The sequence below is a fragment of the Sphingobium sp. SA916 genome (genome assembly GCF_002894065.1).
Classification (GTDB): domain Bacteria; phylum Pseudomonadota; class Alphaproteobacteria; order Sphingomonadales; family Sphingomonadaceae; genus Sphingobium; species Sphingobium fuliginis.
The window spans coordinates 1-24,015 of the sequence record NZ_LXYF01000042.1; the positions used below are offsets into that span (position 1 = coordinate 1).

Sequence of the window (24,015 nt, forward strand, 5' to 3'; positions counted from 1 at the left end):
GGCTCCCGCGGCCCAGCCCGCGCCCCCTCCGCCGCCGCCGGCCGACTGGCAGGACCGCGCGACGACCGCGGGCGACTGGCGCTATCAGGTTGACGGCGCCGGATCGGCCGCCCTGTTCGGCCCGGATGCGCAAGGCAGCCTGTTCGTCATCCGCTGCGACCGGACGACGCGCCGCGTCAGCCTTTTGCGGCCCGGCCCGGCGCAGGCGGCGATGACGGTGCGGACCAGCTATGGCGCGGTCAGCTGGCCGGCCGGCCCCGCCACCGGCGCCATCGCCGCGACCCAGGCGACCCGCGCCGCCAGCGACGCCACGCTCGATCAGATCGCCTACAGCCGGGGCCGTTTCGCGGTCGAGGTGCAGGGTCTGGAGATGCTGGTCCTGCCAAGCTGGGCGGAGGTCGGCCGCGTCGTGGAGGACTGCCGCGCCTAAGTCCTTGATTTCAGGCGAAAGGCGCTGGTTTCAGGGCAGATCGCCTGCAAAAGGCGGACGCAAAAGTATGATTCGAAAAAAGAATTTTACAAGCCTTGAAGTAGCGGCCGGTCTGATTCACATATCATTTCATAGACGGCGAAGGACCAGTACCGGGAACGGCTATAGGGGCTTCAACTAGCGAAAGGAGGTGATCCGATGTCTCATGGTTCAGCAATGGGGTCGGTCAAGTCCATTCGGGGAACGCGCCGCTGAGCGACGCCTTATGCGTCGGTTTTCCAGAATAGGGTGACTGTCGACCGCGGTTTCGCGATCGAGGCGCCGTATCTGGAAAATAGCGCGATCAACGTTTCCCTTGGGCGGCGCTTCCGGCCGCTGACCATGTCAATGATGGGCCGTCGGGGTTTAATCTACCCGGCGGCCCCTCTCATTTTTGATGGCGGTTTGATGGTTGGTTTCTTGCCATTAAGCCCCTCCCCTTCAGGGGAGGGGTTGGGGTGGGGGCGTGCCTCTACAGGCTTGGTTTTCCTTTGGGCACGCCCCCACCCCTCAGTCCCCTCCCCTGAAGGGGAGGGGAAGCATTGACGTCCGCCATTGGCCAAATCGAGCCAGCCCGGCCACCTCATCCCCATCTCCCCAACCTACCCCCGCATCGTCCCCGTATCGATGAAGCGCTGGTGCCACGCCAGCGCCTCCCCTGGCAACATCGGCGACTGCAACCCGTATGACCCCGCCAAAGCCCGCCGGAAATAGTCCTTCAGCATCGGCCGGAAGTCCGGATGCGCGCAATTCTCCATGATGACCTCCGCCCGCTGCCGGGGCGCCAGCCCGCGCAGGTCCGCCAGCCCCTGCTCGGTCACGATCACCTGCACATCCTGGTTGATATGGTCGACATGGCTGCAATGCGGCACGATGGCGGAGATCGCCCCTCCCTTGGCCGTCGACGGCGTCATGAAGATCGACAGATAGGCATTGCGCGCAAAGTCCCCCGACCCGCCAATGCCGTTCTGGATGCGCGATCCCATCAGATGCGTCGAATTGACGTTGCCGTAGATGTCCGCCTCGATCAGCCCGTTCATCGCGATGCAGCCCAGCCGCCGCACCAGCTCGGGATGGTTGCTGATCTCCTGCGGCCGCAGGATCATCCGGTCCCGATAGCGCCCCATATCGGCATTCATCCGCGCCGCCGCCTCCGGGCTCAGGGAAAAGGCCGTCGCGCTCGCCATCCGCAGCTTGCCCGCGTCGAGCAGGTCCAGCATCCCGTCCTGGATCACCTCGGTAAAGGCGACCATGTCCTCGAACGGCGCATCGATCAGGCCGGTCAGCACCGCATTGGCGATATTGCCGACCCCCGACTGCAACGGCAGCAGCGAAGCGGGCAACCGCCCCTTCTTCACCTCATGACGCAGGAATTCCAGCAAATGCCCGGCAATCGCCCGCGCCTTGTCGTCCGGCGCCTTGAAGGGCGCGTTGCGATCCGGCGCATCCGTCTCGACCACCGCGATCACCTTGTCCGGATCGCAGCGGAAGGTCGGCTGGCCGATGCGCTGGTCCGCCCGCACCAGCGGGATCGGCTGGCGATGCGGCGGCAGCGCCGTGCCGTAATAAATGTCGTGCATCCCCTCCAGCGCGGGGTTCTGCCAGCGATTGACCTCCAGTATCACGCCCTTGGCCCGGTCGATCCACGTCTTGTTGTTGCCCACGGAGGCGGAGGGGATCAACTCGCCCCCGGCGGTGATCCCCGTCACCTCGACCACCGCGACATCCAGATCGCCCAGGAAACCCTGCCACGCCATCGGCGCGACCTGGCTCAGATGCATGTCGAAATATTGCATCTGGCCCTTGTTGATCCGCTCCCGGGCAATGGGATCGCTATTATAGGGCAGGCGGAACTCCACGCCGTCGGCCTGCGCCAGCGCCCCGTCCAGCTCCGGCCCGGTCGACGCGCCGGTCCACACCCTGACCCGGAAGGGCTCGCCCGCCGCATGCGCCTCGGTGATCCGCTTCGCCAGCGCCAGCGGCACCGCCTTGGGATAGCCCGACCCGGTAAAGCCGCTCATCCCCACGGCCATCCCGTTGCGGATCAGCGCCGCGGCCTCCTCCGCCGTCCGGCATTTGGCGGCCAGCCCGGCATGGGCGATGCGATCGGTCATGGGCATCCTCTTCCTGCATTCCTTGCGCGCTGGCATCTGGCTTTTCGGCCGATCAGACAATAAGGATAAGCCGCACAATATCTGTGCGAGTATCGTGCAAATGTCCGATCTGTTGATCGCCCTGCGGACATTCGTCCGGCTATGCGAAAAACCCAACTTCTCCCGCGTGGCTGGAGAGATGCACGCCAGCCATACGACCATAGCCCGCCGGCTGGATCAGGTGGAATCGCATTTCGGCGCCATCCTGTTCCATCGCACCACCCGCCGGCTGATCGCCACGCCGGAGGCTGACCGCCTGCTGGTCCACGCCCGCGCGATGCTGGACGCGCTGGATGGGGCGGAACAGGAATTCGGCCCGGTTCGCGATCAACCGGGCGGCCTGGTGCGCATCGGCTTCACCACCGCGCTCGGCCTCTATTATGTCGAGCGCCTGGGCGATCTGACCGCGCGCTACCCCGCGCTCCAGCTCGATTGCGCGATGACGGACTGGCAACGCGACGTGGTGGAGGACCGCCTCGACCTTGCCCTGCGCGTCGGCCCGGTGGGCGACGACAGCCTCGTGGTTCATCCGCTGGGCGCGCTGCCCCGCCTGCTGGTTGCGCATCCCGCCTATCTTGCCGGCTGCGGCATGCCCTCGTCCGCCGAAGACCTTCCGGGGCATCAGTGCATCGCCTACGCTTATGGCGACGTGCCCGCCCGCTGGACCATCGACGGGCGGGAGAGGGTGGTGGGCGGCACCTTCCGCAGCGACAGCAGCGAAGCCGTCCACCGCGCCGCCCTCAGCGGCCTCGGCATCGCCCTGCTCCCCGCCATCCGGGTGCAGGGCGACATCGCGGCGGGACGGCTGGTCCCGGTCCTGCCGGAAAGCCATATCGCCCCGCTCGACATCTGGGCCGTCCACCCGTCCCACAAACGCCTGCCGCCAAGAGCGCGGGTGGTGCTGGACTTCCTCAAGGAGAATTTCCCCGGCGAACGGCCCTAGAGCGCTGCGTCAAATCATAGGCGGCCGCGCGCTCCAAGCTTTTGTTGTCGCATCCTTTTGAACGCAAAACCGGTTCCCACTTTTGCGCAGGATGCTCTGGCCTGAAGACCCGCCGCGCTCATTCGAGCGCCTTCGCAGGAACAGGATAAGGGGCAAGGGGCGCCTCTTACCGCTCTACCCCCTTCGCCTTCCCCCAGGCCCGCGCCGCCGTATAGCCCAGATAGCCCGTCCCGAAGAGCGCATAGAGCGGCTCCGGCAGGGCGTTGAAATAGGCTCGCATCGCCCGGATGATCCCCGCCGTCACATCGGGCCGCACCCCGCCGACCAGCCCCAGCGGCACCGACCACAGCAGCAACCCGTACATCATGTAGAGAAAGGCCGGCCGCGCCCGCAGCGTCCACCGGTCCCCCGCGACTCGCCTGCGTGAAGACGTCATCCCTGCCTCCTATCCGATCCGGTTGGCGAGCCAGCCATAGAGAAAGGCCTCATTGGCCGGCCTGCTCTCGGCCAGCGCCAGGTAGCGCTCGCCCTGAAGCGCTTCCAGCGCTTTCAGCAGCACCTTCTCGCCCGCCCGCCCGCGAACGGCCAGAAAGGCGCCCAGCGCGGAAAGCGTCTTCGCCCCCACCGCCTGATCCACCTTCAGGTCGGCATAGTCCCGCCCGTTGCGATTGAGCGCGTTCAACGCCCGCTGCAGGAAACCGCCGGCCGTGCCCGGCCCCATATTGACCGCCGTGTCGAACAGTTCCTCCGCCACCGCCGGCGCCAGTTCCGCGACGAAGGCGAAGCCCGGCTTCTCCCAATAGAGCCTGCGATAGATCGCCTCGGCCACCGTCCGGGGCATCGCCCGCATGTCGCCGCCATAGCCGTTGGCTCGCGCCACGGCCTGGGTGATGCCGAAATTGGTCGGTCCGCCGCGATCCGCCGGATGGTTGCCGTAGCCACCCTCCCGCGCGATGACTTCATCGATCAGAGCCGCAATATCCATGAAAACGCCCTCCTGTTCCGGAAAGGCGGGTCATTTATCCCATTTGGTTAGCTGTAGGACAGCGGAAAAGCGCTGGCGCGGGCGAAATGGATAAAAATGGGAAAAAGGCAGGCAAGCCGGAAAAGGCCCTGCCGGAAATTTGGTCGGGACGAGAGGATTCGAACCTCCGACCCCCACACCCCCAGTGTGATGCGCTACCAGGCTGCGCTACGTCCCGACCGGAGCGGCGCAATTAGAAGCAGTTTGGGGAATATGCAAGCCATTCGATGCAGGCTTTTTGCGCATTCGTCGGAAACCCTAATCATGTTGCCTCCGCCGTGCGATCTGTGTTAGCCGCGCGCCCTTGATCTGTGGGCGTTTATCGGCGCCCGCGACTGGACAAGAGAATAAGGCGAAAGTCCCAAGCATGTTCATATCTCCAGCCTTTGCCCAGACTGCGGGCGGGGAATCGTCCGGCGCCTCGATGCTGGTTCAGATGGCCCCGCTGGTCCTCATCTTCGTCGTCTTCTATTTCCTGCTGATCCGTCCGCAGCAAAAGAAGATGAAGGAGCACAAGGCCAAGATCGACGCCGTGAAGAAGGGCGATCAGGTCGTGACCGGCGGCGGTCTGGTCGGCAAGGTGGTGCGCGTCGACGAATTCTACGCCGAAGTCGAACTGGCGCCGGGCATGAAGGTGAAGGCGGTGAAGTCCACCCTGACCGACGTGATCGATCCCGCCACCGCCAAGCCCGCGAACGACTGAGCCCCACCCATGCTGAATTTCCCTCGCTGGGCGGTCGTCGCGATCCTGCTGCCGCTGCTGATCGGCATAGCCTGCGCCGTGCCGAGCTTCCTGCCGGACACGGTGGTCGGGCAACTGCCCAAATTCATGCAGACCCGCGTGAACCTGGGCCTCGACCTGTCGGGCGGCAGCCACCTGCTGCTCGAAGCCTCGACCCAGGACGTGGCGAAGCAGCGCATCGCCAATATGGAGGAGCAGGTCCGCACGGAACTGCGCCGGGGCGACACGAAGATCGCGATCGGGGATATTTCCAGCCGCGACGGGAAATTGAGCTTCATGGTGCGCAACCCGTCGCAGGTCGATGCCGCCGTCGAGCGCATCCGGCCGCTGACCCAGGGTGCGGGCCTCACCGGCCAGCGCGATTTCAATGTGGAGGTGGTGAACAGCTCCACCATCGTCATCACCCCGACCAAGGCGGGCATCGACAATGCGGTGAAGGGCGCGATGGAAGTCGCGACCGAGGTGATCCGCAAGCGCATCGACGAGATGGGCACGCGCGAACCGACCATCCAGCAGCAGGGCGACAACCGCATCGTCGTGCAGGTGCCCGGCCTTCAGGACCCCAGGGCGCTGAAGGACCTGCTGGGCCAGACCGCCAAGCTGGAATTCAAGCTGGTCGACGTCAACGCCAACCCCGCCGAGGTGGCGCAGGGCCGCGCGCCGGTCGGCAGCGAAGTGCTGCCCTATCCCACAAATCCCGCCGGCCCGCCGGTGATCGCCGTCTACCGGCAGGTCATGGTGTCGGGCGAGGACCTGACCGACGCGCAGCAGGGCTATAACCAGCAGGGCAACGAGCCGATCGTCAACATCCGCTTCAACGGTGCGGGCGGGCGCAAATTCGGCCAGGTGACGTCGCAGAACGTCAACCGTCCCTTCGCCATCATCCTCGACGGCAAGGTGCTGTCCGCGCCGAACATCAACGAGCCGATCCTGGGCGGCAGCGCGCAGATCAGCGGCAGCTTCACCGTCGAAAGCGCCAACCAGCTTGCGATCGCGCTGCGTTCGGGCAAGCTGCCCGTCGCGCTGACCGTGGTGGAGGAACGCACGGTCGGCCCGCAACTCGGCGCCGACTCGATCCGTGCGGGCCTGCTCGCCTCGGTGATCGCGGTGGCGGCGGTCGCGGCCTTCATGTTCATGAGCTATGGCCGCTTCGGCATGTACGCCAACCTCGCCGTCGCCATCAACGTGCTGGTGATCCTGGGCGTCATGGGCATATTGGGCGCGACGCTGACGCTGCCGGGCATCGCCGGTTTCGTGCTGACCATCGGCACCGCGGTCGACGCCAACGTGCTGATCTACGAGCGCATCCGTGAGGAAAGGCGGAGGGGACGCGGGGTCGTGCAGGCCATCGAACATGGCTATAAGGAAGCCAGCCGCACGATCTTCGAAGCGAACGTGACCCACGCCATCGCCGGCGGCATCATGCTCGCTCTGGGGTCGGGACCGGTCAAGGGCTTCGCGATCGTGCTGCTGATCGGCATCGCGACCAGCGTGTTCACCGCCGTCACCTTCACGCGCCTGCTGGTGTCGCGTTGGGTCCGCGCCAAGCGCCCGACCGAAATCCACATCTGACGGGCGGAGAGAAACATGAAACTGCTTAAGCTCGTCCCGGACAACACCAATATCGGCTTCGTCAAGCTGCGCCACTGGGCCTTCGCCCTGACGGCGCTGCTGACGGTGCTGGCGGTCGGCGCGACCTTCTACAAGGGGCTGAACCTGGGCGTCGACTTCGTCGGCGGCCTGATGATAGAGGCGAAGTTCGAAACGCCGCCGCAGACCGACAGGGTGCGCACGGTAATCGACCGCCTGGGGGTGGGCGACGGTTCGCTCCAGCAGTTCGGCGATCCGAAAACGGTGCAGATCCGCCTCCCTCTGCCGGAACAGGGCGGCGCGGGCGCGGCCAACGCCATCGTCGAAAAGGCGCGCAAGGCGATGACGGCGGAATTCCCCGGCGTCACCTTCTCCCGCTACGACACGGTGTCGGGCAAGGTGTCGGGCGAACTGATCCAGAACGGCGTGCTGGCGGTGATGCTGGCGGTGATCGGCATCGCGATCTTCTCCTGGTTCCGCTATGAATGGCAGTTCGGCGTCTCGACCTTCGTCGCGATCATGCACGACGTGCTGATGACGCTGGGCTTCTTCGCCATCACCCAGCTGGAATTCGACCTCAACATCGTCGCCGCCGTGCTGACCATCGTGGGCTATTCGATCAACGACAAGATGGTGATCGACGACCGCATCCGCGAAAATATGCGCAAATATCGCAAGATGGACATGAAGTCGCTGATCGACCTTTCGGTCAACGAAACGCTGCCGCGCACGGTCATGACCTCGGTCACGGTGCTGCTGGCGCTGGGCGCGCTGCTGCTGCTGGGCGGCCATGTGCTGCGCGGCTTCACCGCGGCCATGATGCTGGGCATCATCGTCGGCACCTATTCGTCGGTCTATGTCTCCTCCTCGCTGCTCATCAGCCTGGGCCTGTCCCCCGCCACGGCGGAGAAGAAGGCGAGCAAGGTCAATATCGCCGCCCAGGCCGAGCGGATGGGCCCGCGCGACGACGGGGCGCGACCCTGAACGGGAACCGCTCCGGCATAGAGCTGCGCCGCGATGAATCGGGGCAGGGGCCGATCGTCACCGGCTTTCAGGGGCGGGATTTTCGGGTCCGCGACGATGTTTTTCCCGAAGGCCTGCTGCTCTCCCCGGTGCGGGCGCTCGCCTGGCAGGATGCGCCGCCCGTCGACGCGCTGACGGTGGCGCATCTGGGCGGCCTGTTCGACCTCGACGTCCAGCCGGAATTCCTGCTGGTCGGCACGGGCGCCGCCCTGCGCCAGCCGCCGCGCGCCTTCGTGCGCGAACTGGAGGGGCGCGGCATCGGCGTGGAGGTGATGGACAGCCGCGCCGCCGCCCGCGCCTGGGGCGTGCTGCGCGCCGAGGAACGGTGGATCGTCGCGGCCCTCATGCCGCTTGTCTGAGGGGGCTGTCCGCCCCGCCTTGCGCTTTCCTGTTCCTTTGCCTACTCTTGTCGCCAAGTTCCGGCGCTTTTCGGCGCTGGCGAAGAAGAAAAGAGATACGGCCATGGTGCAGCACAGCCGCCCATCGCCGCAGAGTTCCGGCCCGGCCGGCGGAATTTCGGGCAAGGGGGTCCGTTCCGGTCAGGGCAATGGGAGCAAGGCTGCGGCCCTCACTCCCCCGTCGAAATCGCGGGGCCTTTTGCCTCATCCGCTGCGCGGACGCCGGTCCTACGCGGCCATCGACCTTGGCACCAATAATTGCCGCCTGCTGATCGCCAAGCCATCGGCGGACGGCTTCATCGTCGTCGACGCCTTTTCGCGAATCGTGCGGCTGGGGGAGGGGCTTGCCGCTTCCGGCCGGATCAGCGACGCCGCCATAGAGCGCGCGATTTCCGCCCTGTCGGTCTGCGCCGACAAGCTGCGCCGCCGGCACGTCACCCTGGCCCGCTCGGTCGCGACGGAGGCGTGCCGCCGCGCCTCCAACGGGGCCGAATTCATCCAGCGCGTCTATCGGGAAACCGGCATCGCCCTCGACATCATCAGCGCGCAGGAAGAGGCGCGGCTGGCGGTGCTCGGCTGCCACGCGCTGCTGGAGCCGGGCGACGGCCCCGCGCTCATCTTCGACATTGGCGGCGGCTCGACCGAACTTGTGCTGGTGGACGCCAATCGCGCCGGCGCGCCGCATATCGTCGATTGGGTGAGCGCCCCCTGGGGCGTGGTCTCCCTGACGGAGAGCGAGCCTTTCGACCATGCCGATCCCATGGACCGGCTGTCCGCCTATGCCCGGATGCGCGCGCGCGTGGCGGATGCCTTCGCGCCGCTGGCCCGCCGCCTGCCGGCTCCGCAGGCGGATATCCGCCTGCTCGGCACATCGGGCACGGTGACGACGCTGGCCAGCCTGCATCTCGACCTGCCGCGCTACGACCGGCAGGCGATCGACGGGCTGATCGTGCCGTCGACGTCGATGCGGGCGATTTCGGCGCGGCTGTCCTCCATGCCCCTGGCGGAGCGGCAGAAGCTGCCCTGCATCGGGACGGAGCGGGCCGATCTGGTCGTTGCGGGCTGCGCCATCCTGGAATCCATCCTCGACATCTGGCCCGCCCAGCGCCTGGGCGTGGCCGATCGCGGCATTCGCGAGGGCATATTGCGCGGCCTGATGGACCGCGACGGAGTGAAGATGTGAGAGGCCCCCTGTGAGAGGTACCGGTGCCGGCAAGGTGCGGGTCAAGACGGCGAAGGGGCGGACGGCACAGTCCACCCGCTGGCTCGAACGCCAGTTGAACGACCCCTATGTCCGCCGCGCCAAGGCGGAGGGGTGGCGCAGCCGCGCCGCCTTCAAGCTGATCGAACTGGACGAGAAGTTCCATTTCGTGAAGGGGTCCCGCGCGGTGGTCGACCTGGGCGTGGCGCCCGGCGGCTGGGCGCAGGTGGTGCGGAAACTCTGCCCCAAGGCGAAGGTGGTGGGCATCGATCTGCTGCCGACCGATCCCATTCCGGGCGTCACCCTGTTCCAGATGGACTTCATGGACGACAGCGCGCCCGCCCTGCTGGCGGAGGCGCTGGGCGACGCGCCCGATCTGGTCATTTCCGACATGGCGGCGAACACCGTCGGCCATGCCGCGACCGACCATCTGCGCACCATGGGGCTGGTCGAGGCGGCGGCCATGTTCGCGGTGGAGAATCTGCGCAAGGGCGGCACCTTCGTGGCCAAGGTGTTCGCGGGCGGCACCGACGCCGACCTGCTCGCCATCCTCAAAAGGCATTTCACCACGATCAAGCATGCCAAGCCGCCCGCCAGCCGCAAGGGCAGCGTCGAATGGTATGTCGTGGCGCAGGGCTTCAAGGGCCGCCCGGAAGAGGGCTGATCCGTCCACCATCACCAAGAGATTGAAATGCCTCCCTGTTCCTGCGAAGGCAGGAACCCGGTTCGGCCCCTGACGCGGCACTCCTGCCCTCGCGGGAGCGCCATGGAGGCCGTCCGGGGCATGGGGGAACATCATTGGTTTCGACGGTATCGACGGTCGCCTATCTGGGGCTGGAAGCGCGCGGCGTGGAGGTTCAGTGCCAGCTCGTTCCCGGCCTTCCCAATTTCATCGTCGTCGGCCTGCCGGACAAGGCGGTCGCGGAAAGCCGGGAGCGGGTGCGCAACGCCATCGCCGCCATCGGCCTTTCGCTGCCGCCCAAGCGGATCACCGTGAACCTCTCGCCCGCCGACCTTCCCAAGGAGGGGTCGCATTTCGACCTCCCCATCGCGCTGGCCCTGCTCGGCGCCATGGGCGTGATCGATGCCGAGACGCTGGCGGGCTATGTCGTCGTGGGCGAGCTGGGTCTGGACGGCCGCATCGCTCCGACGCCCGGCGTGCTGCTCGCCGCGCTCCATGCGGGGGAGCGGGAACTGGGCCTCGTCTGCCCGGTGGCGCAGGGCGCCGAAGCCGCCTGGGCCGGTCGGGTGGAGGTGATCGCCGCGCCCGACCTGCTGGCCATCCTCAACCATTTCAAGGGCGCCGCCGCCCTCTCGCCGCCGCAGCCCGGGCAGGTGGAGCCGCCGATCCGGACCGCGGACCTCAGGCAGGTCAAGGGGCAGGAAAGCGCCAAGCGCGCGCTGGAGATCGCGGCGGCGGGCGGCCATAATCTGCTGATGGTCGGCCCGCCCGGCGCGGGCAAGTCGCTGATGGCGAGCTGCCTGCCCGGCATCCTGCCCGAACTGACGCCGGGCGAGGCGCTGGAAACCTCCATGGTGGCCAGCGTCGCCGGCACGCTGGAGGGCGGCCGGATCAGCCGCGCCCGTCCCTTCCGCAATCCGCATCACAGCGCCTCCATGGCGGCGCTGGTCGGCGGCGGGCACAAGGCGCGGCCGGGCGAGGTCAGCATGGCGCATCTGGGCGTGCTGTTCCTCGACGAACTGCCCGAATTCCAGCGGACGGTGCTCGATTCGCTGCGGCAGCCCCTGGAGACGGGGGAAGTCACCGTGGCGCGGGCCAATGCGCATGTCACCTTCCCGGCGCGGGTGCAGCTGGTGGCGGCGATGAACCCCTGCCGCTGCGGCCATCTGGGCGATCCGGCGCTGGCCTGTTCCCGCGCCCCCCGCTGCGCGGCGGACTATCAGGCCAAGGTGTCGGGACCGCTGCTCGACCGCATCGACCTGCATGTGGAGGTGCAGGCGGTGACGGCGGCGGACCTGGTCCTGCCCCCGCCCGCCGAAGGATCGGCGGAGGTCGCGGTCCGGGTCGCCGCCGCACGGGCCGTGCAGACGCGCCGCTATGAAGGGACGTCGCTGCGCACCAATGCGGAGGTCGATGGAGAGCGGCTGGAGGATGTCGCCGGGCCGGATCAGGCCGGGCGCGAACTGCTGGCGCAGGCGGCTGCGGCGATGAAGCTGTCGGCGCGGGGCTATACCCGCGTGCTGCGCGTGGCGCGGACCATCGCCGATCTGGCGGGGGCGGATCGCGTCGGGCGCGTCCATGTGGCCGAAGCGCTCAGCTACAGGCGGCGGGCCCCGGTGAACTGACGGCGCCCGACCCGGCCGGGTCGGCCCTCCACGGCATCGCCCGGAAAGCCGGCGCCCGCTTTTCTACGCCCTGTTAAAGCTTGCCGGGTTCCGTCATGACCACGTCCATGTCCGCCATGGCCAGCCGCAGCAACTCCACCATGCCGTTGCGCGCGGCGGCCGTGTCGCGGGTGGCGATGGCGCGATAGACCGCCTTGTGATCGGGCAGGGGATCGCGCGGCAGCAGCTTCTTGCGATGCTTGAAGGTGGTGGTCCAACTCACCGCCGCCCCCACCGAACTGGCCAGCGCGGCGAGCGCGTCATTATGCGTCGCCGCCAGCACCGCATGATGGAAACGCTGGTCCGCCGCCCGCCCTTCCGGCGTCGAAAGGCCGTGCTTTTCCATCTCGTCCAGCGCCTGCGCCATGATCGCCAGTTGCTCGTCGGTCCGCCGCCGCGCCGCGAATTCGGCCGCCGCCGGTTCGATCACGCCGCGCAGTTCGAACAGGTCGCGGATGAAGTCGCGGTCCGGCTCCCCCGCGAACATCCAGGCGAGCATTTCCGGGTCCAGCACATTCCATCGGCTGCGCGGCAGCACGCGGGTACCGGCCTTGGGCCGGCTTTCCAGCATTCCCTTGGCGATCAGGATGCGCACCGCCTCGCGATAGGCGGTGCGGGATACGTGAAGCCGCTCCGACGCCTCGATCTCCCCCTCGAACAGGTCGCCGGGCTTGTGGACGCCCATCAGGATCGCCGTGCCCAATTGCCGGGCGATGGCCTGATGGATGCGAAGCGAGCCTTCGTCCGTCGCGAATTTGCGTTCCGTTACGTCCTTGCGCTCGCTTCCCAATGTTCAGGCCCCCCCGGTTCAGTCCTCGAAGGCCGTCGTAGGGCAATGCCGCCCACAAAGGAAGGCGTCCGCCACCAAACGCAGCGGCGCGATGTCGGCGTCGATCGCCCGGTCCTCGACCAGCCCCACGAAGCGGCGATACATGGCCGGATATTCCTCGTCCGGCGCCTTGATCTGGATTTCCCCGTCCAGGCGCAGCATATTGCCGCCCTCCGACAGCAGCAGGCTGCCATTCGCCGTCTCGACCGCGATGTCCCATGTCTGCGGGCCCGTCTGGCGCCAGTCGAACACGGCCTCGACCGTCGCGCCCGACGCCGTCGCCATGCTCAGCGCGGCGCCGATGGGCGCGTCCCTGTTCTCCGGCACTTCCAGGCTGGCCGACAGCATCGTCACCGGCTCCGGCACGATCTCCGTCAGGATCGACAGGGCGTTGATGCCCGGATCGAACACGCCGAACCCGCCCGCTTCCCAGATCCACGGCTGGCCCGGATGCCAGTGGCGGACATCCTCGCGCCACTGGATGTCGATGTGCCGGATCGGGCGCTCCGCCACCCACGCCTTCGCCTGCGCGACCGCGGCGGCATAGCGGCTGTGCCAGCTTGCATAAAGGGTGACGCCCTGCGCGCGGGCGAGGGCGACCAGCGCCTCCACTTCCGACACGGTGGCGCCCGGCGGCTTTTCCAGGAAGACGTGCTTGCCCGCCAGGATCGCCTGCCGCGCCGCCTGGTATCGGACCTGCGGCGGCTGGCAGAGGATCACGGCGTCCATGTCCGGCTCCCCCGCCAGCATCGCGTCCAGATCGGGATAGTTGTTCACGCCCTCGCCCCGCGCATTGCGGCTGGCGACGGCGACAAGGTCTATGCCGCCGGTCTTCGCGATGGCGGGAAGGTGCTGGTCGCGGGCGATCTTGCCCAGGCCCACAAGGCCTGCCCTGATGGTCATAGGACTTTCACCTTCGTCTTGCCCTCGTCTGCCGCGCGGCGCAGGCCGTTGCGCACGGGCAGGGCGAAGGGCGCGGCCTCCACCTCGAACACATCGCCTTCCTGCGCGGCGAAGCCTTCCGAAAAGGAAAGGGTGGCGGTGCCGAAGAAATGGACATGGATGTCGCCCGGACGGCGGAACAGGCCATATTTGAAATGATGATGTTCCAGATTGTCGATCCGGTGGGACATGTTGGTCTCGCCGGAAAGGAAGGGCTTTTCCCACACCGTCACGCCATTGCGGACGATGCGGCTGGTGCCGCGCAGGTCCTCCGGCAGGTCGCCCAGCAGCAGTTCGGGGCCCAGCGCGGCCTGACGCAGCTTGCTGTGCGCAAGCCACAGATAATTGCCGCGTTCGGTCACATGATCGGAAAATTCATTGCCGATGGCAAAGCCGAGGCGAACCGGCGCGCCGTCCCCGTCGATCAGGTAGATGCCGGCGACCTCCGGCTCCTCCCCGCCGTCCTCCGCGAAGGCCGGCATGGTGAAATCCTCGCCGGGATGGACCAGTATCTGGCCGTCGCCCTTGTAGAACCATTCTGGCTGCGCGCCGATGCCGCCGTCGGCGGGCTTGCCGCCCTCCACGCCCATCAGGAACATGCGCATGCTGTCGGTCAGATCGCCCGACGCGGCCGCCTTGTGCATCTTGTCGCGGCCTTCCGCCGAGCCGAGATGGGTGAGGCCGGTGCCCGCGACCAGCAGGTGCGCGGCATCCTCATGGTCGATGGGGCAGAGCAGCCGGACGGCGGAAAGGTCCACCGCCCCGCCCAGCCGCGCTTCCGCCATGGCGGCCAGGCCCTGCCCGGTCGCGATCGCCTCTAGCGCCAGCGCGCGGGTGGAGCTTGCGGCCTCCACGCGCCGGGCCGCGCCGGTCCGGTCGAGGGCGGCGACGCCGCGGCGGCCGCCTTCCTCAAACTGGACCAGCGACCGGATCATGGATTCATCCACGGACGGCATCACGGGGCGATCTCCAGCCTGCCCTCGATACGGCGGTTGAGCTTCCACGGATTGGCGGCCTGCAAGGCGGGCGGCAGCACCGCGTCGGCCACGTCCTGATAGCAGACCGGGCGCAGGAAGCGCATCATCGCCAGCGTGCCCACGGACGTCGAACGGCCGTCGGAGGTCGAGGGGAAGGGGCCGCCATGCACCATGGCATGGGTGACTTCCACCCCGGTCGGCCAGCCATTCGCCAGCACGCGTCCGACCTTGCGGGACAGGGTGGGCAACAGCTTCGCGGCATCGGCCTGGTCGCTGTCGTCCATCTGGAGCGTCGCGGTCAACTGGCCCTCCATCCGGGCGATGGTGTCGATGACCTCCTCGATCGTCGCGCATTTGACGAGGATGGAGGAGGAACCGAACACTTCATGCGCCAGCGCCGGATTGGCCCGGAACTGCTCGCCGCTGGCGGCGAACAGCGCGTGCTGGCCGCGATTGACGCCGTCCGCCGCCGCGCCGCGCGCGATGGTAGTGACGCCCTCCGCCCCGGCCAGCGCCGCGACGCCCTTTTCATAGGCGGCATGGATGCCGGGCGTCAGCATGACCTGCGCCGCATTGGCCGACAGGGCCTGGGCCGCCGCAGCGACGAAACGGTCCAGATCGGGGCTGTCGAGCGCGATCACCAGCCCGGGATTGGTGCAGAACTGGCCCGAAAACAGCGTCAGCGATCCGACGAAGGCGGCGCCCAGCGCTTCGGCCCGGGCGGCGAGCGCGCCGGGCAGCAGCACGACCGGGTTGATGCTCGACATTTCGGCATAGACCGGGATCGGCTCGTCGCGCCCGGCCGCGATCTTCATGAGGGCAAGGCCGCCGCCGCGCGACCCGGTGAAGCCCACCGCCTTGATGCGCGGATCGGCCACCAGAGCGCCGCCCAGGTCGTTGGTCGTGCCGGGCAGATAGGAAAACACGCCTTCATGCAGGCCGCTGGCCTCGACCGCCGCGGCGATGGCGCGGGCGACCAGTTCGCCGGTGCCGGGATGGGCCGGATGGCCCTTCACCACCACCGGGCAACCCGCCGCGAAGGCCGATGCGGTGTCGCCGCCCGCGACCGAGAAGGCGAGCGGGAAGTTGGACGCGCCGAACACCGCGACCGGTCCGACCGGCTGGTTGACGCGGCGCAGGTCGCTGCGCGGCAGCGGCTGCCGCTCCGGCAATGCCTTGTCGATGGTGGCGTCCAGCCAGTCGCCCTGGCGCACATAGCCTGCGAACAGGCGAAGCTGGCCGACGGTGCGGCCCCGTTCGCCTTCCAGCCGCCCGCGCGGCAGGCCGGTCTCGCTCATGGCGGTGGTGATCAGCAGGTCGCCAATGGCCATGATCCCGTCGGCCACCGCCTCCAGAAAGGCGGCGCGGGCGTCGGGCGTCAGCGTGGAGAAGCTCTCGAACGCGGCATCCGCCAGCGCGCAGGCGTCCGCGACATCGGCGGCCGAGGCGTTGTGAAAGGCGATCCCGCCCTTCGCGCCGGTCGACGGGTCGATGGCGAAGAAGGGCTCGCCGCCCTGGCGCTCGCTCGCGCCGACAAGAATGGCTCCGTTGAACATGGGGATAAACTCCGAAATGGGGGATTAATGATTGTCGCGCGGCAGGCCCATGGTCTGGGCAATGCGCTGATATTTCTCCGCGCCCTCCAGGATCGCGCCGCTGTTCAGCTGGCCGACGACGGAGCGCTGGATTTCCTGCCACGGCGTCTGCGAGGCGGGATAGGGATAGCCGCCCTCCGCCTCCAGCGCCGCCCGGCGGCCGGCCAGTTCCTCGTCGGGAATGAGGACGTTCACCGTGCCCCTGTTCAGGTCCATCCGCACCCGGTCGCCGGTCCGCAGCAGCGCCAGGCCGCCCATGGCCGCCGCTTCGGGCGAGGCATTGAGGATGGAGGGACTGCCCGAAGTCCCCGACTGCCGCCCGTCCCCGATGCAGGGCAGGGCGGACACGCCCTCGGTGATGAGGTAGGCGGGCGGCCGCATGTTCACCACCTCCGCCGCGCCGGGATAGCCGACCGGGCCGGCGCCGCGCATGAACAGCAGCGTATCGGGCGTGATGCCGACGGCCGGATCGTCGATCCGCGCATGATAATCCTCCGGCCCGTCGAACACGACCGCCGGCCCTTCAAAGGCGTTGGGATCTTCGGGGTTGGACAGATAGCGCTGGCGGAACTCGTCCGAAATCACGCTGGTCTTCATCACCGCCGCGTCGAACAGATTGCCCGACAGCACCAGGAACCCGGCCTCCTCCTTCAGCGGCTGGGCGAAGGGACGGATGACCTTCTCGTCCTCGATCTCCGCGCCCCGGCAATTCTCGCTTATGGTCTTGCCGTTGACGGTCATCGCGCCCTCGCGGATCAGGCCCTGTTCGATCAGCTGGCCCACCACCGCCGGCACGCCGCCGGCGCGATAATAATCCTCGCCCAGATATTCGCCCGCGGGCTGGAGGTTCACCAGCAGCGGCACCTTGTGCCCCACCGTCTCCCAATCCTTGAGCGGCAGCTCCACCCCCGCATGGCGCGCGATCGCCGCCAGGTGGATCGGCGCGTTGGTCGACCCGCCAATGGCCGAATTGACGACGATGGCGTTGTGGAACGCGTCCAGCGTCAGGATGTCGGACGGCTTCAGGTCCTCCGCCACCATCTCGACGATGCGCTTGCCGGTGAGGTAGGCGACCTCCTGCCGGTCGCGATAGGGCGCGGGGATCGCCGCCGATCCCGGCAGCATCATGCCCAGCGCCTCGGCCAGCGAGTTCATCGTCGTCGCCGTGCCCATGGTGTTGCAATAGCCGGTCGACGGCGCGGAGGACGCCACCAGCTTGATGAAGCCCTCATCGTCGATCTTGCCCGCGGCCAGCAATTGCCGCGCATGCCAGACGATGGTGCCCGAACCCGTCCGCTCGCCCTTGAACCAGCCGTTCAGCATCGGCCCGACCGACAGGGCGATGGCGGGGATGTTGACCGTCGCCGCCGCCATCAGCAGCGCGGGCGTCGTCTTGTCGCAGCCCGTGGTCAGCACCACCCCGTCCAGCGGATAGCCGTAGATCGCCTCGACCAGCCCCAGATAGGCCAGGTTGCGGTCCAGCCCCGCCGTCGGCCGCTTGCCGGTTTCCTGGATCGGGTGGACCGGAAACTCCAGCGCGATGCCGCCCATCTCCCGAATGCCCTCGCGCACGCGCTCGGCCAGCACCATATGATGGCGGTTGCAGGGCGACAGGTCGCTGCCGGTCTGGGCGATGCCGATGATCGGCTTGCCGCTGCGCAGTTCGTCCAGGCTCAGGCCGAAATTCAGATAACGCTCCAGATAGAGCGCGGTCATGTCTATATTGTCTGGGTTGTCGAACCAGGCGCGGCTGCGCAGCTTGTTGGCGGGCTTGGACGAATCGCTCATTGAGAAGGCACCCTGTCGAAGAAAATGGTCAATGGATTCTCGGGCACGTTGACGCGCTTGCCTCTCCGATATACTCATACAAATAGAAATTCAAGGATGGTTCGGGCCAGGTGACGAATTTGCTGAGCCGCTACGAGGTCGTCGGGGACTGGGGCACCAGCCGCCTTCGGCTGTTCCGTATCGAGCAGGGCCGCGTCACCGCCCGCCATGACGGCCCCGGCATCGCTGCGGCGGCCGGGCAGGCGGAAGCGGCCTTCGCCGCCACCATCGCCCCCTGGCTGGAGGAAGCCGCGCCGACGGAAATACGCCTTTGCGGCATGGCCGGCGCCCGCGACGGCTGGGTGGAGGCGCCCTATGCGGATTGCCCCGCCGACGCCGCGACCTGGCGTGCGGCGGCGGCGCGGTTCGACTGGCGCGGCGTGCCCGTCGCGATCATGGCGGGCCTCGCCTGCACCGGGACGGTCGGCGCGCCCGACCTCATGCGCGGAGAGGAAACGCAGATATTCGGCGCCATCGCGCGCGATCCGGCGCTGGGGCAGGGCCGCCGGCTCATCGTCCTGCCCGGCACCCACAATAAATGGGCGGTGGTGCAGGATGGCCGCGTCACCTCCTTCCGGACCATGCCGACGGGGGAGCTTTTCGCCCTGCTGCGGGATCGTTCCACCCTGGGCGCGCCGGCCGACCGGCCCGATCCGGCGCAGGAGGCGCAGGGCTTCGCCGACGGCCTGCGCCGGGCGGAGGAGGAGGGGCGTCTGCTCTCCTCCCTGTTCGCCGCGCGCAGCATGCGGCTGCGCGACGGGCGTTCGGCGGACTGGTCGGCAGGCTATCTGTCGGGCCTGCTGATCGGGTCGGAGGTGGCGGAAATCCTCGCCACGTCCGGACTCGCCACGTCCGGACAGGCGGACGACATATGGCTGATCGGGGACGCCCGACTCTCGGTGCGCTACGCCCAGGCGCTGGGCAGGCGCGGCGTGCCGAGCGAGACGCTGGACGGCGACGCCTGCTCGCTCGCTGGTCTGTCCTGATGGGGGCCTGTCCTGATGGGGGCTGTCCCGATGGGGGGCTGTCCTGATGAGGACCGGGGAGGAGAGAGGCTGTTCCCGCCGCCCCATCCGCCAACGCCCCATCCCTCCAATGCCCCATCTCACGGAGACCCCTCATGACCCTGGACGACCTGCTGGCCGAAGGCGCGCCGCCCATTTGCGCGATCCGGCGCGGCATCGGGCTGGAGGAAGCGCTTGAGGTAGGCGCCGCCCTGACAGGGGCGGGTATCCGCATTCTCGAACTTCCCTTCAACTCGGGCTTCACCCCACCTGCCGCGCTCCGTTCCGGTCCAGCATGTCGCGCACCTTGGCGGCCAGTTCGGCATAGGTGAACGGCTTGGTCAGCAGTTCCACGCCCGGATCGAGCCGCCCGTGATGGATGATGGCGTTGCGCGCATAGCCGGTGGCGAACAGCACCCTCAGCCCCGGCCGCTCCGCGCGCGCCTGTTGCGCGATGTCGGCCCCGGTCATGCCGCCGGGCAGGATGACGTCGGTGAACAGCAGGTCGATGGACTGCGAAGCGCTGTCCAGCGCCTGCAAGGCCGCCGCGCCGTCATTCGCCTCGATCACCCGATAGCCCAGTTCCTTCAGCACATCGACGGTATAGGCGCGCACCTTCTCGTCATCCTCGCACACCAGCACCGTCTCGTCGCCGCCGCATATCGGCGCGGCGCGGTCCACCGACCCGGTGTCGTTGTCCGGCAGCGGACCGTAGAAGCGGGGAAGGTAGATCTTGACCGTCGTGCCATGGCCGCTTTCGGAATAGACGCGGATATGGCCGCCGGACTGCTTGATGAAGCCATAGACCATCGACAGGCCAAGGCCGGTGCCCCGCCCGACCTCCTTGGTGGTGAAGAAGGGTTCGATGGCGTGGCTCAGCACCTCCTCGTCCATGCCCTCGCCCGTATCGGACACGCTGATCAGCACATATTGGCCGGGCTTTACCTCCGCCTCCTGCGCGGCATAATCCTCGTCGATATGGGTATTGGCCACCTCTATGGTCAGCTTGCCGCCGTCCGGCATGGCGTCGCGCGCATTCACCGCCAGGTTCAGCAGCGCATTCTCCATCTGGTTGACGTCGATCTCGATCGGCCAGATGCGCGCGCTCTGGATCGTCTCCACCTCTATCGTCTCGCCCAATGTGCGGTTGAGCAGGTCGGACATGCCGCTGACCAGCCGGTTGGGGTCGATCTGCTCGGGCGCCAGCGGCTGGCGGCGGGAAAAGGCGAGCAGCCGCTGCGTCAGCAGCGCGGCGCGCTCCGCGCCCGCCATGGCATTGTCGGCGGCGCGCCGCAGCCGCGCCTGATCCTCGTGAAGGCCGCGTTGCAGCAGTTCCAGATTGCCGGTGACGATCTGCAGCAGATTGTTGAAGTCATGCGCGACGCCGCCGGTCAACTGGCCCAGCGTCTCCATCTTCTGCGCCTGCCGCAGCGCCTCTTCCGCCTCCGCCAGCGCCCGGGCATGGGCGCGCTGCTCGGTCACGTCGCGGGCGACGCAATAGATAAGGTCGTTTTCCGGCACCGCCGTCCAGCTGAAATTGCGGTAGCTGCCGTCCTTCGCCCGGAACCGGTTTTCGAATCGCACCGTCGGCATGCCCCGCGCCAGCCCGGCGATCTCCCCCTTCGTCTTCTCCAGATCGTCGGGATGCTCCATCCATTCGGACGTGCGCCCGATCAGGTCCGCCTCGCTCCATCCCAATATTTCGGTCCAGGCGGGGCTGGCGGCCAGCCAGGTGCCGTCCCGGTCGGCGACCAGGAACGGGTCGCGCGCCAATGCCCAGAGGCGGGCGCGATCGGCGCGCATCTCCTTTTCCGCGACCACCCTCTTGGTCGTCTCGCTGACGATGCACAGCGCGCCGCCGACGGAGCCGTCCGTCTCGAACACCGGGGAATAGTTGATGTCGAAGAACACCTGTTCGCCCTGTCCGCCGTCCCGCTCGATATAGAAGGGGCGGTCCTTGGCATGCACGGACTGCCCCTCGTCGACGACGGAACGCAGCAGCGGCTCCAGATCGTCCCACAGTTCCGTCCACCCCTCCCGCGCCGGGCGGCCCAGCACGCGGGGATGCTTGTCCCCGATGGTGGGCGCATAGGCTTCGTTGTAGAGCGCGCAGAGATCGGGGCCCCAGAACAGCACGATCTCCGCCTGCGACGACAGCATCAGCCGGACGGTCGACACCAGCGCCGGGGACCAGCCGTGCACCGGCCCCAGCGGCGATCCGGCGTCGATGCGCGCGGTCAGGGCGCCCAGCGGCCCCTGCGCGGCGATCATCTCCGCTATGCCCGGCGCGCCGCTCATCGATTATCCTCGGTCAGCCTGTTCATAGGGCGAGATACGCCTGTCCGGTGCTTTGTATCCGTTCAGGCAGAAGGCGTTACGACCTTTTGTCCACCGGTCAGGGTTATCCTTGCAACAGGCGAAACAAGCGCGCATGGATCGGCGCCATGACCGCGACGACCCTGAGCCGCCCCGCCACCGCCGTCCCACGCCCCGCGCCGATCGCGCGCTGGCTGCTGACGGTCGCCGCCCTCGTCTTCTGCATGGTCGTGGTCGGCGGCATCACCCGCCTGACCGAATCCGGCCTGTCGATCACGCAATGGAAACCGATCAGCGGCGCCATCCCGCCGCTGACCCACGACCAGTGGATGGAGGCGTTCCGCGCCTATCAGCAGATTCCCGAATATCGGCAGTTGCGGCAGGGCATGACGCTGGGCGACTTCCAGTTCATCTTCTTCTGGGAATGGGTGCACCGTCTGCTCGGGCGGCTGATCGGCGTCGCCTTCGCGCTGCCGCTGCTCTGGTTCGCGTGGAAACGGGCGATCCCGCAGGGCTATGGCTTCCGTCTCGTCGCGCTGCTGGCGCTTGGCGGGCTGCAGGGCGCGATCGGCTGGTGGATGGTGGAATCGGGCCTGTCGGTGCGCACCGACGTCAGCCATTACCGGCTGGCGGTGCATCTGCTGACGGCGCTGTTCATCATGGGCGGGCTGATCTGGACCGCGCTCGACCTGCTGACCCGCGCGAAGACCCCCTTCGCCAGGCCCGCCATGCTCCATCCCTTCGCGGTGGTCGCGCTGCTGGCGCTGCTGGTGCAACTCATGTTCGGCGCCTTCACCGCCGGCCTGGACGCGGGCTATGTCTCCAGCACCTGGCCGCTGATGAACGACCATCTGGTGCCGGAGGGGATCGAATGGCTGGGTTCGCTCTGGGCCACCCTTTCCAGCGATCCCTATCTCGTCCATTTCATCCATCGCTGGTGGGCCTGGGTCGCCGCGATCCTGCTGGTCATGCTGGCGCGCATGGCGAAGCAGGCGGGGCAGCGCGGCCCCTCCATCGCGATCAACGCGGCGGTGGGCACGCAGGTCGCGCTCGGCATCGCCACGGTCATTAGCGGCATCGCCCTGCCGCTGGCGGTGCTGCACCAGGCGGTCGGCGCGCTGGTGGTGGCGTCCGCGACCTGGGGCGCCCATGCGCTGGGGGAACGCCGGGGATGAGCGCCGTCGCGCTCGTCTACACGCTGTTCGGCTCGCGGGAGGCCGCGACCCGCATCGCCCGCCAGCTGGTGGAGGAAAGGCTGGCCGCCTGCGCGAACCTGCTGGGGGAGGCGACCTCCATCTACGAATGGAACGGCGCGGTCGATACCGCGGCGGAGGTGCCCGTCCTCTTCAAGACCGCGCCCGCCCGCCGCGACGCGCTGATGGCGCGCATCGCGGAACTGCACGATTATCGGGTTCCGGCGATCCTCGCTCTGCCCGTCGACGCGGCCCACGCCGCCTTCGCCCGGTGGGTGGACGATCGGACGGGCTGATCGACAGGTATTATTTTACCCGTCAGCAAAGCCGCCGAATCTCTTGACTTGCGCCCTTCCACCCGTCATTAGCGCGCATCTTCCGAAAGCTGGAAACAGCCTTCAATTCACTGTTTCATTCTTGGAGTATTGGCACCATGAAGGCGCTGATGAAGACCACAAAGCCGGCGACCCCGGCCACGGTCGAAAAGAAGTGGGTCCTGATCGACGCGGAAGGCCTCGTCGTCGGCCGCCTCGCCTCGACCGTCGCGAACATCCTGCGCGGCAAGCACAAGCCGAGCTTCACCCCCCATGTCGATTGCGGTGACAATGTCATCATCATCAACGCGGAAAAGGTGAAGTTCACCGGCCGCAAGCTGACCGACAAGGTCTATTACAAGCACACCGGCTATGCCGGCGGCATCAAGGAAACCACCCCCCAGAAGGTTCTGGAAGGCCGTTTCCCCGAACGCGTCCTGGAAAAGGCCGTCGAGCGCATGATCCCCCGCGGTCCGCTGGGCCGTCAGCAGATGCGCAACCTGCGCATCTTCGCCGGCGCCGAACATCCGCACGCCGCGCAGAACCCCGAAGTGCTCGACTTCGCGTCGCGCAACCGCAAGAACAAGGTGGGTGCATAATGTCCGATAACCGCCAGTCCCTGTCCGACCTCGCGTCGCTGACCGCCAACGCTCCGGCCGCTGCCGAAACCGTCGCCGCCGACGCGCCGATCGCTCCGGTCCAGCCCTCGGCTCCGCTGCGCGCCCAGGAAATCGACAGCCTCGGCCGCGCCTATGCGACCGGCCGCCGCAAGGATGCCGTCGCCCGCGTCTGGGTGAAGCCCGGCACCGGCAAGATCACGGTCAACGGCCGCGATCAGGAAATCTACTTCGCCCGCCCGACCCTGCGTCTGGTGATCAACCAGCCCTTCGGCGTCACCGAGCGCGAAGGCCAGTATGACGTGATCGCCACCGTCAAGGGCGGCGGCCTGTCCGGCCAGGCCGGCGCAGTCAAGCACGGCATCGCCCAGGCGCTCGCCAAGTACGAGCCGGCGCTGCGCAGCGCGGTCAAGGCCGAAGGCTTCCTGACCCGCGACAGCCGCGCCGTCGAGCGCAAGAAGTACGGCAAGGCCAAGGCCCGCCGCAGCTTCCAGTTCTCGAAGCGCTGATCG

General features: G+C 67.8%; 23 protein-coding genes, 1 tRNA gene and 1 pseudogene. 15 read left to right on the forward strand and 10 right to left on the reverse strand.

The features are described 5' to 3' along the window. The coding region (locus A8G00_RS13485; RefSeq protein ID WP_103000921.1) for a hypothetical protein at positions 1-430 on the forward strand (430 nt) is incomplete at its 5' end. Between the two features lie 641 nt (positions 431-1,071). Here A8G00_RS13485 and A8G00_RS13490 read toward each other — a convergent pair. Then, positions 1,072-2,583: an acetyl-CoA hydrolase/transferase family protein gene (locus A8G00_RS13490; RefSeq protein WP_103000922.1), complete on the reverse strand. Its 1,512-nt coding sequence runs from the start codon at positions 2,581-2,583 to the stop codon at positions 1,072-1,074. 100 nt (positions 2,584-2,683) lie between these two features. Here A8G00_RS13490 and A8G00_RS13495 point away from each other — a divergent pair, with 100 nt between their 5' ends. Then, positions 2,684-3,565, forward strand: a complete 882-nt coding sequence (locus tag A8G00_RS13495; RefSeq protein ID WP_103000940.1) for a LysR family transcriptional regulator — start codon at positions 2,684-2,686, stop codon at positions 3,563-3,565. A gap of 166 nt (positions 3,566-3,731) precedes the next feature. Here A8G00_RS13495 and A8G00_RS13500 read toward each other — a convergent pair whose 3' ends face one another. From A8G00_RS13500 to A8G00_RS13510, 3 genes are all read right to left on the reverse strand, one after another. Beyond that, positions 3,732-4,001, reverse strand: a complete 270-nt coding sequence (locus A8G00_RS13500) for a 3TM-type holin (RefSeq protein WP_103000923.1) — start codon at positions 3,999-4,001, stop codon at positions 3,732-3,734. Between the two features lie 9 nt (positions 4,002-4,010). Next, positions 4,011-4,550 (reverse strand): glycoside hydrolase family 108 protein, encoded by a 540-nt coding sequence (locus A8G00_RS13505; protein ID WP_044661282.1) that lies wholly within the window; start codon positions 4,548-4,550, stop codon positions 4,011-4,013. 140 nt (positions 4,551-4,690) lie between these two features. Beyond that, positions 4,691-4,767, reverse strand: a tRNA-Pro gene (locus tag A8G00_RS13510). A 189-nt stretch (positions 4,768-4,956) separates the two neighbouring features. Here A8G00_RS13510 and yajC point away from each other — a divergent pair. The 7 genes from yajC to A8G00_RS13545 all read left to right on the forward strand — a co-directional run bounded on the left by yajC (position 4,957) and on the right by A8G00_RS13545 (position 11,850). After that, complete coding sequence (gene yajC, locus A8G00_RS13515; RefSeq protein WP_044661323.1) at positions 4,957-5,292, forward strand: preprotein translocase subunit YajC; 336 nt, start codon at positions 4,957-4,959, stop codon at positions 5,290-5,292. Positions 5,293-5,301: 9 nt separating this feature from the next. Further along, a complete protein-coding gene (gene secD / locus A8G00_RS13520) occupies positions 5,302-6,903 on the forward strand; it encodes a protein translocase subunit SecD (protein ID WP_025551592.1) in 1,602 nt (533 codons plus the stop codon). A gap of 15 nt (positions 6,904-6,918) precedes the next feature. Continuing rightward, the gene (gene secF, locus A8G00_RS13525; protein WP_103000924.1) at positions 6,919-7,905 is read left to right on the forward strand and encodes a protein translocase subunit SecF; all 987 of its coding nucleotides are present in this window, start codon (positions 6,919-6,921) and stop codon (positions 7,903-7,905) included. Between the two features lie 53 nt (positions 7,906-7,958). Further along, positions 7,959-8,303: an MTH938/NDUFAF3 family protein gene (locus tag A8G00_RS13530; protein WP_103000941.1), complete on the forward strand. Its 345-nt coding sequence runs from the start codon at positions 7,959-7,961 to the stop codon at positions 8,301-8,303. 103 nt (positions 8,304-8,406) lie between these two features. Continuing rightward, a complete protein-coding gene (locus A8G00_RS13535; RefSeq protein ID WP_025551587.1) occupies positions 8,407-9,525 on the forward strand; it encodes a Ppx/GppA phosphatase family protein in 1,119 nt (372 codons plus the stop codon). A 10-nt stretch (positions 9,526-9,535) separates the two neighbouring features. Beyond that, positions 9,536-10,207, forward strand: a complete 672-nt coding sequence (locus A8G00_RS13540; RefSeq protein WP_044661324.1) for an RlmE family RNA methyltransferase — start codon at positions 9,536-9,538, stop codon at positions 10,205-10,207. Positions 10,208-10,341: 134 nt separating this feature from the next. Further along, entirely contained in the window at positions 10,342-11,850 is a 1,509-nt protein-coding gene (locus A8G00_RS13545; protein WP_103000925.1) for a YifB family Mg chelatase-like AAA ATPase, read from the forward strand. A 73-nt stretch (positions 11,851-11,923) separates the two neighbouring features. On the opposite strand, the gene A8G00_RS13550 is transcribed toward A8G00_RS13545, so the two are convergent. The 5 genes from A8G00_RS13550 to A8G00_RS13570 are packed head-to-tail and all read right to left on the reverse strand — an operon-like array spanning position 11,924 to position 18,020. After that, a complete protein-coding gene (locus A8G00_RS13550; RefSeq protein ID WP_025551582.1) occupies positions 11,924-12,679 on the reverse strand; it encodes a FadR/GntR family transcriptional regulator in 756 nt (251 codons plus the stop codon). Between the two features lie 18 nt (positions 12,680-12,697). After that, positions 12,698-13,621, reverse strand: coding sequence for a Gfo/Idh/MocA family protein (locus A8G00_RS13555; RefSeq protein WP_103000926.1), 924 nt, complete (start codon positions 13,619-13,621; stop codon positions 12,698-12,700). Next, a complete protein-coding gene (araD1, locus tag A8G00_RS13560) occupies positions 13,618-14,595 on the reverse strand; it encodes an AraD1 family protein (protein ID WP_103000942.1) in 978 nt (325 codons plus the stop codon). The genes A8G00_RS13555 and araD1 overlap by 4 nt, the downstream gene beginning before the upstream one ends. A gap of 20 nt (positions 14,596-14,615) precedes the next feature. Beyond that, positions 14,616-16,193, reverse strand: coding sequence for an aldehyde dehydrogenase (NADP(+)) (locus tag A8G00_RS13565; protein ID WP_103000927.1), 1,578 nt, complete (start codon positions 16,191-16,193; stop codon positions 14,616-14,618). 24 nt (positions 16,194-16,217) lie between these two features. After that, on the reverse strand, positions 16,218-18,020 hold the full coding sequence (locus A8G00_RS13570; protein WP_103000928.1) for an IlvD/Edd family dehydratase: 1,803 nt from the start codon (positions 18,018-18,020) through the stop codon (positions 16,218-16,220). 122 nt (positions 18,021-18,142) lie between these two features. Between A8G00_RS13570 and A8G00_RS13575 the strand changes: the two genes are divergently transcribed. Both A8G00_RS13575 and A8G00_RS25655 read left to right on the forward strand, forming a co-directional pair. Then, positions 18,143-19,045, forward strand: coding sequence for a 2-dehydro-3-deoxygalactonokinase (locus A8G00_RS13575; RefSeq protein WP_103000943.1), 903 nt, complete (start codon positions 18,143-18,145; stop codon positions 19,043-19,045). A gap of 134 nt (positions 19,046-19,179) precedes the next feature. Beyond that, positions 19,180-19,320, forward strand: a pseudogene (locus A8G00_RS25655) (2-dehydro-3-deoxy-6-phosphogalactonate aldolase); the annotation flags it as partial. Positions 19,321-19,324: 4 nt separating this feature from the next. Here the strand turns inward: A8G00_RS25655 and A8G00_RS13585 are convergent. Beyond that, complete coding sequence (locus tag A8G00_RS13585) at positions 19,325-21,361, reverse strand: PAS domain-containing sensor histidine kinase (protein ID WP_253257994.1); 2,037 nt, start codon at positions 21,359-21,361, stop codon at positions 19,325-19,327. A gap of 146 nt (positions 21,362-21,507) precedes the next feature. Between A8G00_RS13585 and A8G00_RS13590 the strand changes: the two genes are divergently transcribed. The 4 genes from A8G00_RS13590 to rpsI all read left to right on the forward strand — a co-directional run bounded on the left by A8G00_RS13590 (position 21,508) and on the right by rpsI (position 24,012). Further along, positions 21,508-22,554, forward strand: a complete 1,047-nt coding sequence (locus A8G00_RS13590) for a COX15/CtaA family protein (protein ID WP_065846899.1) — start codon at positions 21,508-21,510, stop codon at positions 22,552-22,554. Beyond that, positions 22,551-22,868 carry a divalent-cation tolerance protein CutA gene (gene cutA / locus A8G00_RS13595; protein WP_044661331.1) on the forward strand — a complete coding sequence of 106 codons (318 nt, stop codon included), beginning with the start codon at positions 22,551-22,553 and terminating at the stop codon, positions 22,866-22,868. The genes A8G00_RS13590 and cutA overlap by 4 nt, the downstream gene beginning before the upstream one ends. Before the next feature lie 137 nt (positions 22,869-23,005). Next, positions 23,006-23,485, forward strand: a complete 480-nt coding sequence (gene rplM, locus A8G00_RS13600; protein WP_007686594.1) for a 50S ribosomal protein L13 — start codon at positions 23,006-23,008, stop codon at positions 23,483-23,485. Further along, positions 23,485-24,012, forward strand: coding sequence for a 30S ribosomal protein S9 (rpsI, locus tag A8G00_RS13605; protein ID WP_044661332.1), 528 nt, complete (start codon positions 23,485-23,487; stop codon positions 24,010-24,012). The genes rplM and rpsI overlap by 1 nt, the downstream gene beginning before the upstream one ends. The last annotated feature ends 3 nt before the right edge of the window (positions 24,013-24,015 follow it).

Excerpts from the sequence above, each read along its gene's own strand:
- A8G00_RS13490 (WP_103000922.1), bottom strand. The coding sequence starts at position 2,583 with ATGACCGATCGCATCGCCCATGCCGGGCTGGCCGCCAAATGCCGGACG.
- A8G00_RS13495 (WP_103000940.1), top strand. The coding sequence starts at position 2,684 with ATGTCCGATCTGTTGATCGCCCTGCGGACATTCGTCCGGCTATGCGAA.
- A8G00_RS13500 (WP_103000923.1), bottom strand. The coding sequence starts at position 4,001 with ATGACGTCTTCACGCAGGCGAGTCGCGGGGGACCGGTGGACGCTGCGG.
- A8G00_RS13505 (WP_044661282.1), bottom strand. The coding sequence starts at position 4,550 with ATGGATATTGCGGCTCTGATCGATGAAGTCATCGCGCGGGAGGGTGGC.
- yajC (WP_044661323.1), top strand. The coding sequence starts at position 4,957 with ATGTTCATATCTCCAGCCTTTGCCCAGACTGCGGGCGGGGAATCGTCC.
- secD (WP_025551592.1), top strand. The coding sequence starts at position 5,302 with ATGCTGAATTTCCCTCGCTGGGCGGTCGTCGCGATCCTGCTGCCGCTG.
- secF (WP_103000924.1), top strand. The coding sequence starts at position 6,919 with ATGAAACTGCTTAAGCTCGTCCCGGACAACACCAATATCGGCTTCGTC.
- A8G00_RS13535 (WP_025551587.1), top strand. The coding sequence starts at position 8,407 with ATGGTGCAGCACAGCCGCCCATCGCCGCAGAGTTCCGGCCCGGCCGGC.
- A8G00_RS13555 (WP_103000926.1), bottom strand. The coding sequence starts at position 13,621 with ATGACCATCAGGGCAGGCCTTGTGGGCCTGGGCAAGATCGCCCGCGAC.
- araD1 (WP_103000942.1), bottom strand. The coding sequence starts at position 14,595 with ATGATCCGGTCGCTGGTCCAGTTTGAGGAAGGCGGCCGCCGCGGCGTC.
- A8G00_RS13565 (WP_103000927.1), bottom strand. The coding sequence starts at position 16,193 with ATGTTCAACGGAGCCATTCTTGTCGGCGCGAGCGAGCGCCAGGGCGGC.
- A8G00_RS13570 (WP_103000928.1), bottom strand. The coding sequence starts at position 18,020 with ATGAGCGATTCGTCCAAGCCCGCCAACAAGCTGCGCAGCCGCGCCTGG.
- A8G00_RS13585 (WP_253257994.1), bottom strand. The coding sequence starts at position 21,361 with ATGAGCGGCGCGCCGGGCATAGCGGAGATGATCGCCGCGCAGGGGCCG.
- A8G00_RS13590 (WP_065846899.1), top strand. The coding sequence starts at position 21,508 with ATGACCGCGACGACCCTGAGCCGCCCCGCCACCGCCGTCCCACGCCCC.
- cutA (WP_044661331.1), top strand. The coding sequence starts at position 22,551 with ATGAGCGCCGTCGCGCTCGTCTACACGCTGTTCGGCTCGCGGGAGGCC.
- rplM (WP_007686594.1), top strand. The coding sequence starts at position 23,006 with ATGAAGGCGCTGATGAAGACCACAAAGCCGGCGACCCCGGCCACGGTC.
- rpsI (WP_044661332.1), top strand. The coding sequence starts at position 23,485 with ATGTCCGATAACCGCCAGTCCCTGTCCGACCTCGCGTCGCTGACCGCC.